We start from the raw sequence: 13791 nt of genomic DNA on the forward strand, positions 1-13791 counted from the left end.
CCCCGCCGGGCGGTGGCAGCGGACCCGCTCATCCCTTCAGGGCCGCCTTCATCATCTTCTGAGCGATCGGCGCGGCCAGCCCGTTGCCGCTGACCTCGGAGCGGGCCGCCCCGGAGTCCTCGACCACCACCGCGACCGCGACCTGCTTGCCGGTGGAGTCGTCCGTCGCGTACGAGGTGAACCAGGCGTACGGGGTGTTGCTGTTGTCCACGCCGTTCTGCGCGGTCCCCGTCTTTCCACCCACCTCGGCGCCGTCGATCTTCGCGTTGCTGCCGGTCCCCTTCTCCACGACGGTGACCATCGCGCTCCGCAGCTGCTCGGCCGTCGACTCCTTCACGACCCGCTCGGTGTCGCCGTCAGGGAACTCCTCCAGCGTGGAACCGTCGGAGTCCGTCACCTTGGAGACCATGTGCGGTGAGGCCAGCTCACCGCCGTTGGCGAGGGCCGACGAGACCATGGCCATCTGCATCGGGGTCGCGGTCACCTCGAACTGCCCGATGCCGGTCAGCGCCGTCTGCGCCTTGTCCATACCGCTCGGATACACGCTCTGCGACGCCCGCACCGGCACGTCGAGCTTCTCGGTGTCGAAGCCGAAGGCGTCCGCCATCGCCTTCAGCTTGTCCTGGCCCAGATCGGCCGCGACCTTCGCGAAGACGTTGTTGCAGGAGTACTGGAGCGCGGTGCGCAGCGTGGCGTTCTCGCAGGGGGCCGAGGGGTTCTCGTTCGACAGGACCGTGCTCGTGTTCGGCAGGGTGTACGGATCGGGGCTGTCGGTGGGCTCGTCGACCGAGCCGTACAGACCGTTCTCCAGTGCCGCCGAGGCCACGACCAGCTTGAACGTCGAGCCGGGCGGCAGCGGCTGCCGCAGCGCCCGGTTGACCAGCGGCTTGCTCTTGTCGTCGAGCAGCTTCTGCCAGGCGTCGCCGTCCGTCGTCCCGCTGATGTCGGAGGGGTCGTACGAGGGCGAGGACACCATGCCCAGGATCCGCCCGGTCTCCGGGTCCATCGCGACCGCCGCGCCCCGGTCGTCCCCGAGCGCCTCGTAGGCGGCCTTCTGCACGTCCGGGTCGATGGTCGTCAGCACATCGCCGGGGTCCGTCTGCTCGCCGGTGAGCACATCGGCGGGATTCTTCAGCCGGTCGTCGGTGCCGTCGAGGACATCGCTGTAGATGCCTTCGAGCTGGGTGGCGCCGTAGGCCTGCGAGCTGTACCCGGTGACCGACGCGTACAGATCGCCCTGGGTGTAGGTGCGTTTGTAGCGGAGGTCGTCGCCGTCCGTCTCCTTCGAACCGGTGACCGGCGAGCCGGCCACGATGATGTCACCGAGCGGCTGCGCGTACTGCGCGATGGTGTTCCGCCGGTTGTGGTCGTCGTCTGCGAGCGCCCGTGCCTCGTACCCCTGCACCCAGGTCGCCCGCACCAGCAGGGCGAGCACCATGAGCAGACAGAAGACCGAAGCGCGCCTGATCGTCTTGTTCATCCCGCTGGAGGGACGAACGGGGGCGTCGGGGACGTTCCCGTTCGTGTTCCTTCTCACCGTGTTCTCAGGCGCACCGCTTCAGGCGCTCCGGACTGCCCGGGGGCGGCCCGCCGGGTGCTCAGAGCCTGCGGGTCGCGAGGGCGAGCCGGTCGCGTGCGTCGAACAGGGCGTCCTTCACCATCTGCTCGTGCGCCGGTGTGAGCCGGGCGACCGGCACCGAGCAGCTGATCGCGTCGCGCGAGGGAGTGCGGTACGGGATCGCGACGCCGAAGCAGCGCAACCCCAGGGTGTTCTCCTCGCGGTCCACGGCGAACCCCTGCTCGCGGATGACGTGCAGTTCCTCGATCAGCTTCTCGCGGTCGGTGAGGGTGTGCTCGGTGAGCGCCGGCAGCGTCTCGGGCAGCATCTTGCGGACCTGCTCGTCGCTGTGGGTCGCCAGGAGCGCCTTGCCGAGCGAGGTGGAGTGCGCGGGCAGCCGGCGGCCGACGCGGGTGAAGGGGCGCAGATAGTGCTGGGACTGCCGGGTGGCGAGATACACCACGTTCGTCCCGTCCAGCCGGGCCAGGTGGATCGTCTCCGTGGTGTCGTCGGAGAGCCGGTCCAGGGTGGGCCGGGCGGCGGCGACGACCTCGTCGCCGTCGATGTACGAGGTGCCGACGAGCAGGGCCCGTACGCCGATCCCGTAGCGCGTGCCCGTGGCGTCGGTCTCCACCCAGCCGAGCTCCACCAGCGTGCGCAGCAGCATGTAGAGGCTGGACTTGGGGTAGCCGACGGCCTCCTGCACGGCGGCCAGCGAGTGCATACCGGGTCGCCCCGCGAAGTATTCGAGGAGTTCCACCGTCCTTACAGCGGACTTGACCTGTGCCCCACCGGACTCGCCAACCGACATGCTTTATGCCCCTTCCAGCCTTCTTGTACGACCCTGCGACTTCTTGCCAACACTGAGCGCCCGGAAATAGAGTTCCTGTGTATTCACGTTCAGGAACGCTGTTCAGAATACCGAACAACTTCTCCTGTGTGGCAGTGGACCGGAAGGAAATACGGTGGCAGCAGCACCAGTCTGGAGCGTCGACCCCCGAACGGGGAACCCGCGTGAGCAGGTTGCGGTGGAGGCTACAGCGGAGGAGGTCGACCGTGCGGTCCGGGCGGCGCACGCCGTCCGCGGAGCGCTGGCCGACCGCATCGTGCGCGCCGCGTTCCTCCGCACCGCGGCCGACCTGCTCGCCGAGGCCCAGGAACACGTCATCGAGGCCGCCGACGCGGAGACCGCGCTCGGCCCCGCCCGGCTGACCGGCGAGCTCGCACGCACGGCCGCCCAGCTGCGGGCCTTCGCGGAGGTCGTCGACGAGGGTGCCTACCTCGACATCCACATCGACCACGAGGACGGCAGCCGGACCCCGCCCTGGCCGGACCTGCGCCGCTACAAGATCCCGCTCGGCGTCGTCGCCGTCTACGCCGCCAGCAACTTCCCGCTCGCGTTCTCCGTCCCCGGCGGCGACACCGCGAGCGCGCTGGCCGCGGGCTGCCCGGTCGTCGTCAAGGCGCACCCCGACCACCCCGCGACCTCGGAGATCTGCGCCTCGATCCTGCGCAGGGCCGCGGCGCAGCACGGGCTGCCCGAGGACGTCCTGACCGTCGTCCACGGTTTCGAGGCGGGTGTCGAGCTGGTGAAGCACCCGCTCGTCTCCGCCGCCGGCTTCACCGGCTCGATCCGCGGTGGCCGTGCCCTGTTCGACGCCGCGGCGGCCCGCCCCACCCCGATCCCCTTCCACGGAGAGCTCGGTTCGCTCAACCCCGTCGTCGTCACCGAGGCGGCGGCCGCCGAGCGCGGTGAGCAGATCGGTGCCGGCCTCGGCGGCTCGATGACCATGGGCGCCGGACAGTTCTGCACCAAGCCCGGCTTCGTGTTCGCCCCGTCCGGCGAGGCGGGCGACCAGCTGCTGAAGTCGCTGACCGAGACGGTGAGCGGTACGGGCGCCGGGGTCATGCTCGACCACCGGATGCGCGACGCCTTCGTCCACGGAGTGGCCGAACGGGCCGCTCTCCCGGACGTGGAGGCCCCGGTCACCCCGGGCGCCGGAGGCGAGCACACGGTCTCCGCGGGCTTCCTCACCGTGCCGGCGCGGCGTCTCGTCCAGGAGGGGCCGCACGACGCGCTCCTGGAGGAGTGCTTCGGCCCGGTCACCGTCGTCGCCCGCTACGACTCCGCGGACGAGATCACCGCCGTGCTGTCCCGCCTGCCGGGCAACCTCACCGCCACCCTCCAGATCGCCACGGAGGAGGCCGACGGCAGCGCCGCCGGACTGCTGGCCGAGCTCACCCCGGTGGCCGGACGCGTCCTGGTCAACGGCTGGCCGACCGGCGTCGCCGTCGCTCCCGCCCAGCACCACGGCGGCCCCTACCCGGCCACCACCTCCACCTCCACCTCGGTCGGCGCCACCGCGATCGAGCGCTGGCTGCGCCCCGTCAGCTACCAGTCGACGCCCGAGGCGCTGCTGCCGCCGGAGCTCCGCGAGGACAACCCGCAGAACCTGCCGCGCCGGGTCGACGGGCGCCGCGCATGACGGCCGTACACGTCCCTGAGCTGCCCTTCGTCCTGGAGCCGGTGGGCCCCGACGGCGGATGGGCGTACGAGGAAGGCGCCCTGACCGGATCGGCGGGGGCGAAGCAGGACCGCTTCGTTCCGCCCGGCGGCGACAGCCTGGAGCCCGCGTCCGACGCACCCCGCCTGCTGGGCCCCGCCCCGGAGGGCGACTTCCAGCTGATCGCCCGGGTGAGCGTCGGTTTCGCCGCCGCCTTCGACGCGGGGGTGCTCTACCTCCACGTGGGGGAGCGGGAGTGGGCGAAGCTCTGCCTTGAGCTCTCGCCCGAACGTCCGACGATCTGCACCGTGGTCACCCGGGGCCACTCCGACGACGTGAACTCCGCCGTCGTGGAGGGCAACAGCAGCTGGCTGCGGCTCAGCCGCATCGGCAGCTCCTTCGCCTTCCACGCCTCGCCGGACGGGGAGCGGTGGACCTTCGTCCGGCTGTTCACCCTCGGCACGGAGGAGGAGCGGGCCGCCGCCCGTATCGGCTTCCTCGCCCAGTCGCCCACCGGTGACGGCTGCACGGTGACGTTCGACCGGATCGCCTTCCGGCCCACCGGCCCCGGCGACCTGCGCGACGGCAGCTGACGACCCCGTACACCCGCGAAGGGCCCGGATCCGAGAGGATTCCGGGCCCTTCGTCCGTGGGGCCCCGGTCTGCCGTGTGCCGCCTGATGTTCACCTGTACGTCACCCTGGATCCTCCTGCAATCAACCCGTGTTTCTCACGGCTTCCTCATGCGGCCTTGATTGCGTGTCCGTGCCGGCCCGGTCCGGCACGTAGACGCAAGGAGGCGCATGGTGTCGCGACCCGACATGGCCGCACCCCCTGGGTCCCGGGACGGCGACGCCCCGGCCCCCGAGGGTGACCAGCCGCTGCACGTGGCGAGCAGACTGCACGCGTTCAACCGGTTCGAGCTGAAGTACCTCGTGCCCGTCGAGCAGGCCGCCGAGATCCGCGAGGAGCTCGGCGAGCGGATGGACCGGGACCTGAACAGCCCGGTGGGCGGTTACGGGGTCTGGAGCCTGTACTACGACAGCCCCGAGCTGCGGTTCTACTGGGAGAAGATCGAAGGCCTCAAGTTCCGGCGCAAGCTGCGGATCCGGCACTACGGCGATCTCGACGGCGTCACCGACGAGTCGCCGGTGTGCGTGGAGATCAAGCAGCGGGTGAACCGTGTGACGCAGAAGCGGCGCATCACCCTGCCGTACGCCACCGCCAGAAGGCTGTGCGACGCGCGGGAGATGGTCGAGCACTCGCCCAGGGAGAGCGCCTTCGTCCAGGAGGTGCTCGACCTCGTCATCCGGCTGAACCTCCGGCCGACGGCGATCACCGGATACCAGCGCGAGGCGCTGGTCGGCCGCGCTTCCGACACAGGACTGCGGGTCACCTTCGACCGGCGGATCCGGGGCCGGGACCGCGACTTCCACTTCGGGACCGCCACGCCGGAGAACCGGTTCACCATCCCGCCCCACATGACGGTGATGGAGATCAAGGTCAACGAGCGCACACCGCACTGGATCACGGACCTGGCCGCGCGCCGGAATCTGAACCTGGTGCGCATCAGCAAGTACGTGCAGTCCATCGAGGCCTTCGGCCTGGCGCCCAGGTCGGTCTTCCACGTCCACGAGGCGGACTGTCCGCCGCCCACCCCCCACACCCGACTGCCGCTGGGGCAGCCGGCGGCGCCGTACGCGCCGGTGAAAGCAGGAGCACAGTGAACTTCGATCTGCAGGAACTCAGCGGGACGTTCAGCGTCGCCGACGTGGTCGCCGCCATGGCGCTGTCGTTCATCCTGAGCACGGTGATCGGTTACACCTACCGGTACACGCACCGCAACGTCTCCTACAGCCAGTCCTACGTCCAGACGCTGGTCATCGTCGGCATGATCGTCGCCCTGATCATGCTGGTGGTCGGCTCGAACCTGGCGCGGGCGTTCTCCCTGGTCGGCGCGTTGTCCGTCGTCCGGTTCAGGAACGCGGTGAAGGAGACGAGGGACGTCGGCTTCATCTTCCTGGCGATGGCCATAGGCATGGCCTGCGGCGCCCGCTTCTACACGCTGGCCGCCGTCGGCGCCGTCGTGATCTGCGTCGTGATCCTCGTGATGTTCAAGTTCAACTGGTTCGCCCTGAACGTCCAGCGCCAGGTCGTCAAGGTCCAGGTCCCCGCGGGCGAGGACTACACACCGGCCATCCGTGACGTGCTGATCAAGTACACCAGCGAGTTCGAGCTGGTCAGCACGGAGACGATTCGCGGTGGAGCCCTTAACGAGGTGTTCTACACCGTGCGGATGAAGAAGGGCACCGAACCCGGGGACCTCGTCACGGCCCTGCAGGAGCGCACCTCCGGGCAGCGGGTGACGGTGCTGACCGGTTACGACACGACCGACCTGTGATGAGCGTGAGCGGCGGTACGCCGCCGGTTCGCCGGCGTCGGCTGAGGGACCGCCTCCCGGTGCGGCTGCGGCACCACTGGAAGCCGGCCGGAGCGCTGTGCCTGGGCCTGGCCGTCATGGTGTACGCCTTCGGTGACGCCCGCATCTCGCCGTACGTCACGTCGGCCTCGCAGGTCGAGGCCGACACGATCACCGACGACGTCAAGGGCACGGTCGGTCTGTACGACACCACGGTCAAGCACTCGATCCAGCTGTCGTACCAGCAGACCGACTTCGACAAGATGATGAAGGAGTTCGAGGACGAGGGGACCAAGGACTCCATCTCGGCCGACCTCACCATCGACGGGGTCTACCTGGCGGACGTCGGTATCCGTCTGAAGGGGAACTCCACCCTGATGTCCCTGCGCGGCACCCAGGGCGGAGCCGGTGGCGGCCGGATGCCCGGCGGGGCCGGGCAGGGCGCCCCGCAGCAGCAACAGGGCGGCGGGGGCCAGGACCGCGGCCAGGCCGCGAACGGCGGCGGTCCTGGCGCCGCGGGCGGTGCGGGTACCGCCGGTGGTGCGGCTGCCGCGGGCGGTGCCGGGACCGCAGGTGGGACCGGCACCGAGGGTGCGGCTACCGCGGGCGGCGCTGGTACCGCGGGCGGTGCGGACGCCGCGGGCGGCGCGGGTCGTGCGGGCGGGGGAGGAGGCATGACGCAGTACAACCTCTCCGCCGAGAAGCCGGAGGAGCTCCCCTGGCTCATCAAGATCGACGAATACGTCGAGGGCCGCGCCTACCAGGGCGAGCGGGAGATCTCGCTGCGCCCGGGAGCCGACGAGCAGGTCCCGCTGAACGAGGCCCTGGCGCTGTCGCTCACGGACGAGAGCGGGGAGACGGCCGAGCGGTACGGCTTCACCACGGTGGCCGTCAACAACCGTCCGGCCGTCACCAGGCTCATGGTCGAGAACCCCGACACCGAGTACGCCGAGGCCGTCGACGGCAACGGGGTCCTGTACAAGGCGAGGGCGGGCGGCAGTTTCGCCTACCAGGGTGACGACCCATCCGACTACGAGGCGTCCTTCCGGCAGCTGAACAAGGTCGGAAGCCAGGACCTCGAACCCGTCATGAAGTTCATCAAGTGGGTGGACGAGGCGTCGGACGAGGAGTTCGCCGCAGACCTCGACAAGCACGTCGACGTCGAGTCGTTCGCCAAGTACGTCGCCACGCAGAACCTGCTGATGAACTTCGACGACATGGCAGGGCCCGGTAAGAACTACCTGCTCTGGTACGACCTGGACACGAAGAAGTTCTCCGTCCTCGGATGGGACTACAACCTCACCTTCAGCGGAGACACCGAGGCGGGGCCGGACGACCAGACGAGCATGGGAGGCGGCCGCCCCGGAGGCGCGGCCGCAGGCACGCAGGGAGGCGACGAGGCAGCCCAGGGCGGAGCCGCCCAAGGCCAGGGCGGAGCCGCTCAAGGCCAGGGCGACATGCCCGCTCCTCCCGAAGGCGCGCCGGAAGGCATGCCGGGCGGCACCGGCGAAGGCGGCCCCCAAGGCGGCTTCCCCGGAGGTGCGGCGGGAGAGGACCAGGGCGAGGACGGCCAGGCCGCGGGCGGTCAGGGCGGAGGCATGCCGGGCGGGATGTCGGGACACGCGCTGAAGGAACGCTTCCTGGAGCTCGACGCCTTCGACGCCCCGTACAAGAAGGCGTACAGCGAGCTGTACGAGAAGTTCTTCGGTTCCGGTACGGCGGCCGAGGCGCTGGACGACATCGCCGGCCAGGCCCAGAGGGCCGGTGTCGACGCGGCCGGCCTGAAGAAGGCCGTCGCCACGCTGCGCACGACCGTCACCGCGCGCACCGAGGCCCTGGCGAAGGACACGGAGGTAACCGGGTGACCATGCCCCGGACACGGATTCCCCCCGATCCGGTCCGGGGCGCCGGCACACCCGCGTATCAGCGGTGTCCCGCGAGTTCCGTACCGTGAAGACCCTCCCGCTCGGCCCGGCCGGCCCCGGCCGGTGCCTGAACGGCCCGTACCACCCGAGGTGAACCCCAGCCGTGATGGCCGCATCAGCCCGGCACACCGTTCTGGTCGTCGAGGACGACCCGAGTATCCGCACCCTGCTCACGTCCGCCCTGCACGCCGCCGGCTACGCCGTCGCCTCGGCCGGGACCGGCCAGGACGCCCTGTCCGAGACGGGCCGCTGCGGGCCGGACATGATCGTGCTGGACGTGATGCTCCCCGACACCGACGGCTTCACAGTGACGCGCGAACTGCGCGCCCGGGGCATCTACACCCCGGTCCTCTTCCTCACCGCGCGCACCGAGGTCGAGGACCGCATCATCGGCCTCAGCTCGGGAGGGGACGACTACGTCACCAAGCCGTTCCACGTCCAGGAAGTCCTGCTGCGGGTGCGCGCCATCCTCCGCCGCAGCGCCGGACCGCGCACGGCACCGCCCGCCGAGCGCCCGCCCCTGCGCTACGCCGACCTCACCCTCGACGAAGAGGCACACGAGGTGTCCCGCGCCGGGCAGCGGGTCCCGCTGTCACCGACGGAGTTCCGGCTGCTGGCCTGCCTCATGGCGCAGCCCGAGAAGGTGTTCGAGAAGCAGCAGATCCTCCAAAGGGTCTGGCACCACGACTTCGCCGGTGACACCCGCATCGTCGACACCTACATCAAGAACCTGCGCCGCAAGATCGACCGCACCGGACCACTGCTCATCCACACCGTGCGGGGCGTCGGATACTGCCTGCGCCTCCCGCGGGACGAAACGGCGTGAGAGGTACACCGAGGCGCCTGCGCCCCCGCTCGCTGCGCACCCGGCTGGTACTGATCGCCACGGTCCTCGCCACCGCGGCGGTGCTCGTGTGCCAGGCCACCGGACTGACCCTCATGCGCTCCTGGCTCATCGGGCAGGTCGACGACCGGCTCACCGACTTCCGTCCGCCGTCGCCCGTCTACCGGGACATCGCCGCGGGCACCGCACCCGACCGCCGGCCACCCGCCCATGAGGTCCTTCCCTCGGACTTCCGCGTCTACTTCTACGACGCCGAGGGCCGGTTGCTGCCGGACTCACTCGGCAGCGGCCCGAGCGAGCCACGCCTCGACCGCACGATCGGTGCGGGCCGGCCCGCGGACGGGCATCCGGCCACGGTGCCCGCCGAGGACGGCGACGGCGACTGGCGCGTGGTCGCCGACTCGGGACCCGACGGCATGCGCGCGGTCGTCGCCCTGCCTCTGGACACCGTGCAGGAAGCGACGGCCAGGCTGCTCTGGTTCAGCCTGGCCGTCGGGGCGGTCACCGCGGCGGGAGTGATGCTGCTGGGCAGCGCCGCCGTGCGCCTCGGCCTCCGGCCGCTGACCCGTGTCGAGCACACCGCCCGGAGCATCACCAACGGTGAGCTCGAACAGAACGTCACCGACACCAGCCCGGACACGGAGGTCGGCCGCCTCGGTATCGCCCTCAACACCATGCTGGACCAGCTGCGTGCGGCACTGCACCGCAAGGACAGGACCGAGCGCAGGCTGCGCCGCTTCATGGCGGACGCCGGGCACGAACTGCGCACCCCGCTGACCTCCCTCCAGGGCTTCGCCGAACTCCTGCTGCACGACCCGCACATGTCCGCGAGCCGTCGACGCGAGGCCCATGAGCTCATCGCGCAGAACGCCGACCGCATGAGCCGCCTGGTCGACAGCCTCTTCCTGCTGGCCAAGCTCGGCGACGCCCCCAGCACCGAGCACGGGCCCGTCGACCTGCTCTCGCTGGCAGCCGACGGCATCGCCGCCACGGCCGTACGCCACCCCGGGCGGCGCGTCACCCTCGCCCCGCTCGGGGCGGGCGGCGCCGACGACCCGGGAGAGCTCGATGTCGTGGAGGGCTCCGGCGATCCCCACCAGCTCGCCCAGGTGCTGTCCAACCTCCTGGACAACGCCTGCACCCACACCCCGCCGGGCACCCGGCTCCAAGTGCGTGTCGGGAGCCTGCGCGTCGGGCCACGTACCGGAGGCGCCGACCGCCCCGGCCGTACCAGCGCCAATCCGCCCCTGCCCTCCGGCGCCCCGGCCCACGTCATCGAGGTCGCCGACGACGGCCCCGGTCTGGTGCCCCAGGACGCCCACCAGGTCTTCGACCGCTTCTACCGCGCACAACCGGCTTCCGGCACCCCGCGCGACAGCGGCTCCGGCCTCGGCCTCGCCATCGCCTCGACGATCGCGGAGGCCCACGGAGGCCGCCTGGAACTCGACACCGGTCCCGGCGAAGGGTGCACCTTCCGGCTGCTCCTCCCGGGTGGCCCGGCCCCAGGTCCCGACGCCCCTGATCCCGAACCCTGCCCGGTCACATACCGAAGCACCTTCCCACATACGTGAATTCGTTGCCTCGGCCCGGCAACCCGTGGGCTCCCGGTGACGACCCATGAGTGCACTCGCACTTCGTCGTACCGAGAAAGGGATCCCCCCATGCGCAACCGTCTCCGCGGCCGTCGAAGCCGCATCGCGGTGCTGGCTGCAGCCGCCGCCGTCGCGTCCCTCACCGTCGCCGCGCTCCCCAACTCCGCGGGCGCCGCCGATGCCGGCCCCATCGGTTTCGGCGCCGGCACGACCGGCGGCGGCACCGCCTCCGCCGTGACCGTCACCAGCCTGGCCGCGTTCAAGTCGGCCGTCGCGGGTGACACCGCCAAGACCGTCAAGGTGAGCGGACTGATCTCGCTGAGCGGCCAGGTCGACATCGGCTCCAACACCACCGTGCTCGGCGTGGGCTCGTCGTCCGGGTTCACCGGTGGCGGCCTGCGGCTCAAGAGCGAGACGAACATCGTCATCCGTAACCTCAACATCAGCAAGCCGCTCGCCCCCTCCGACGGCATCACCGTGCAGGAGTCCACCAAGGTCTGGATCGACCACAACTCCTTCTCCGCGGACCGCGACCACGACAAGGACTACTACGACGGCCTGCTGGACATCACGCACGCCTCCGACAACGTCACCGTCTCCTGGAACACCTTCAAGAACCACTACAAGGGAAGCCTCGTCGGGCACAGCGACAACAACGAGGACGAGGACTCGGGGCACCTCAAGGTGACGTACCACCACAACCACTTCCAGAACGTCTTCTCGCGCATCCCCAGCCTCCGCTTCGGCACGGGGCACGTCTACAACAACCTCGTCGAGGGCGCGGACACGGGTGCGCACTCCCGGATGGGCGCACAGATGCTGGTCGAGAACAACGTCTTCCGCGACACGAAGGTGGCCGTGACCACCAACCGCAGCAGTGACGAGGACGGCTACGCCGTGCAGCGGGGCAACGATCTGGGCGGCGCGGCGGTGGAGATCTCGCAGGGCGGCTCCTTCACCACCCCGCCCTACAGCTACACTGCCGAATCCGCTTCCTCCGTCGCCGCCTCGGTGACCGCGGGGGCGGGCGCAGGCAAGATCTGACGCACGGTGAGGTGGTGCGCGGCCCGGACGCGGGCTGCGCACCACCTACGCCTTCAGGACCCGGCGGCGTACCGCACGAAGTGCGCCCAGCGGGCGGGGGCGACGGTCAGGTGGGGACGGGCGACGTCCTTCGAGTCGCGGACGAGGACGGCGCGGGCCGTGGTGGCGACCTCGACGCACTCGCCGCCGTCACCGGCGCTGTAGCTGCTCCTGAACCAGTCGAGCTCGGTGGCCGCCCTGTTTTCGGTGCTCATCGCTCTCCCAGCAACTCCTCGATCAGCGCCAGGGACTCGTGAGGGCTGAGGGCCTGACCGCGAATGCTTCCGTATCGTGCGGCCAGAATACGTACCTCTTCGGCGTCGGTGACCAGTCGGTTCGTGCTCTGCACCTCTAGGTAGGCGAGTTGTTGCCTCCCCCTCGGTGTGAGCAGGATGAACGGGCCCTCCAGGGCGGAGTGGTCCTCACAGGCCATGGGGAGCACCTGGATCGTCGTGCTGCGTAGCCGGGCGAGGTACTGCATGTGCTTGAGCTGACCGATGCGAACCTCGTGCCCGCCGACCGACCTGCGCAGTACGGACTCGTCGATGACTGCGCTGACCATCGGTGACGGCCACCTGGTGAGTGTCTCCTGCCGCGCCAGTCGCGCGCTGACACGCTGCTCGATGGTTGTCTCGTCCAGCAATGGCTGTCGCGACATGAATGTGGTGCGCGCATAGCCCTCCGTCTGAAGAAGGCCCGGAAACGTCAGGGTGCTGAAGAAGTTGATCTCCACCGCATCCGCCTCCAGCCGCGCGTAATCCCGGAACCACGCCGGATGCTTCACCCTCGCCCGTGCCCTCGCCCTGGCCATGTCGTCCTTCGCGGCCCGCAGAAGCCCGTCGGCGCCGAGCAACTCGTCGGCCGCGTCGAGGAATTCCGGCTGGGCCGTGCGACGCCCCCGTTCCAGGGACCGGATGAGGTCTTCGCTGTAGCCGAGCCGCTCACCGAGCTCTCGCTGGGTGAGGCCCGCCCGTTCCCTGAGCAGCCGGATCTGGCGGCCGACGACCCGGAACAGGTCCGCCGCCTCCGCCGAACCGTCGTCGTCGCCGATCGTGTCGTCCAGAACCACCGGTACCTCCGGTACCCGTCGCCGTGCGTACCGGTACATGCTCGTCACGTACCGCCATCACCCCTGGTAAGCGTACGGTTACGCGGCCACGCTGAGTGGTGTGAAGAGCGAATCCGTACACATCCCCATGGCCGCACAACAGTTCACCCAGTTGCTCAGCGCCACCCGGCGAGGGGCCAGGCTCGGGCGGTTGCTGACGGTGGAGCAGCTCGTCTCATGGGGATGGCTCCGTGACGGCGAGGCCACCGACGCCGCCGCTCTCGTGGTCGCGGAGCTGGCCTCCAACGCGGTTCGGTACGGGCGCCTGGAAGGGCGGGGTTTCCGGCTCACGCTCGTGCAGCTGCCGGGCACCGGTCTCAGGATCGAGGTCACCGACCCGCGCGGGGAGCGCCTCCCCTCCCGGCGTGCGGGCGGCCTCGGGATGGCGCTCGTGGACGCGCTCGCCGCGGACTGGGGCGTACGGCCCTTCCCGCCGTCCGGGAAGACCGTGTGGGCCGAGATCGGTCCGGAATCCAGAAACATCCCGGATTTGCTCGTCGACCGGGACCGGAGTGACGTGGCCGGTTGCCGGACCTGTCCGGGCCAGGGGCAGGGGTAGGCCGATGCCGGGCGGCGTGGACCGGCCGAGGTGAGCGATGCCGGGGGTCGGGCACACCTGGCTTCGTCCCCGCCGAACACGAGTTGGGGCCCTCCGGGGTGGAGGGCCCCAATTGGATGGTGACATCGGTTCTGGCAGTCGTGCCCCGACGGGGCTTCGCCTCGGTCACGGACAGGGTGCTGCCGCGCAGGCAGGAGTTG

At 70.3% G+C, this 13791-nt stretch carries 13 protein-coding genes; 9 read left to right on the top strand and 4 right to left on the bottom strand.

Annotated features, from left to right (window positions below; translation table 11 throughout):
• Window positions 1-28: 28 nt before the first annotated feature.
• Window positions 29-1480, bottom strand: coding sequence for a peptidoglycan D,D-transpeptidase FtsI family protein (locus ACFWFI_RS12950; RefSeq protein ID WP_387388565.1), 1452 nt, complete (start codon window positions 1478-1480; stop codon window positions 29-31).
• Window positions 1481-1598: 118 nt separating this feature from the next.
• On the bottom strand, window positions 1599-2369 hold the full coding sequence (locus tag ACFWFI_RS12955) for an IclR family transcriptional regulator (protein WP_387388568.1): 771 nt from the start codon (window positions 2367-2369) through the stop codon (window positions 1599-1601).
• 154 nt (window positions 2370-2523) lie between these two features.
• Between ACFWFI_RS12955 and ACFWFI_RS12960 the strand changes: the two genes are divergently transcribed.
• The 8 genes from ACFWFI_RS12960 (at window position 2524) to ACFWFI_RS12995 (ending at window position 11885) form a co-directional block, all read left to right on the top strand.
• A complete protein-coding gene (locus ACFWFI_RS12960) occupies window positions 2524-4044 on the top strand; it encodes an aldehyde dehydrogenase (NADP(+)) (RefSeq protein ID WP_387388569.1) in 1521 nt (506 codons plus the stop codon).
• Window positions 4041-4655 (top strand): DUF1349 domain-containing protein, encoded by a 615-nt coding sequence (locus tag ACFWFI_RS12965; protein ID WP_387388572.1) that lies wholly within the window; start codon window positions 4041-4043, stop codon window positions 4653-4655. The genes ACFWFI_RS12960 and ACFWFI_RS12965 overlap by 4 nt, the downstream gene beginning before the upstream one ends.
• A 227-nt stretch (window positions 4656-4882) precedes the next feature.
• Window positions 4883-5788, top strand: a complete 906-nt coding sequence (locus tag ACFWFI_RS12970; RefSeq protein ID WP_387388639.1) for a polyphosphate polymerase domain-containing protein — start codon at window positions 4883-4885, stop codon at window positions 5786-5788.
• On the top strand, window positions 5785-6462 hold the full coding sequence (locus ACFWFI_RS12975) for a DUF4956 domain-containing protein (protein WP_099176060.1): 678 nt from the start codon (window positions 5785-5787) through the stop codon (window positions 6460-6462). Before ACFWFI_RS12970 ends, ACFWFI_RS12975 begins: the two co-directional genes overlap by 4 nt.
• The gene (locus ACFWFI_RS12980; RefSeq protein WP_387388574.1) at window positions 6462-8345 is read left to right on the top strand and encodes a CotH kinase family protein; all 1884 of its coding nucleotides are present in this window, start codon (window positions 6462-6464) and stop codon (window positions 8343-8345) included. Before ACFWFI_RS12975 ends, ACFWFI_RS12980 begins: the two co-directional genes overlap by 1 nt.
• Window positions 8346-8511: 166 nt before the next feature.
• A complete protein-coding gene (locus ACFWFI_RS12985; RefSeq protein ID WP_387388642.1) occupies window positions 8512-9231 on the top strand; it encodes a response regulator transcription factor in 720 nt (239 codons plus the stop codon).
• A complete protein-coding gene (locus tag ACFWFI_RS12990; protein WP_387388577.1) occupies window positions 9228-10820 on the top strand; it encodes a sensor histidine kinase in 1593 nt (530 codons plus the stop codon). Before ACFWFI_RS12985 ends, ACFWFI_RS12990 begins: the two co-directional genes overlap by 4 nt.
• Before the next feature lie 90 nt (window positions 10821-10910).
• The gene (locus ACFWFI_RS12995) at window positions 10911-11885 is read left to right on the top strand and encodes a pectate lyase family protein (RefSeq protein WP_387388580.1); all 975 of its coding nucleotides are present in this window, start codon (window positions 10911-10913) and stop codon (window positions 11883-11885) included.
• A 53-nt stretch (window positions 11886-11938) separates the two neighbouring features.
• Here ACFWFI_RS12995 and ACFWFI_RS13000 read toward each other — a convergent pair whose 3' ends face one another.
• Together ACFWFI_RS13000 and ACFWFI_RS13005 are read right to left on the bottom strand one after the other, a co-directional pair.
• The gene (locus ACFWFI_RS13000) at window positions 11939-12139 is read right to left on the bottom strand and encodes a DUF397 domain-containing protein (RefSeq protein WP_387388582.1); all 201 of its coding nucleotides are present in this window, start codon (window positions 12137-12139) and stop codon (window positions 11939-11941) included.
• Window positions 12136-12993, bottom strand: a complete 858-nt coding sequence (locus ACFWFI_RS13005) for a helix-turn-helix domain-containing protein (protein WP_387388584.1) — start codon at window positions 12991-12993, stop codon at window positions 12136-12138. Before ACFWFI_RS13005 ends, ACFWFI_RS13000 begins: the two co-directional genes overlap by 4 nt.
• A gap of 100 nt (window positions 12994-13093) precedes the next feature.
• Between ACFWFI_RS13005 and ACFWFI_RS13010 the strand changes: the two genes are divergently transcribed.
• A complete protein-coding gene (locus ACFWFI_RS13010; RefSeq protein ID WP_387388587.1) occupies window positions 13094-13591 on the top strand; it encodes an ATP-binding protein in 498 nt (165 codons plus the stop codon).
• Window positions 13592-13791: the final 200 nt, after the last annotated feature.

The organism is Streptomyces sp. NPDC060209, from assembly GCF_042728155.1.
Taxonomy (GTDB): Bacteria; Actinomycetota; Actinomycetes; order Streptomycetales; family Streptomycetaceae; genus Streptomyces.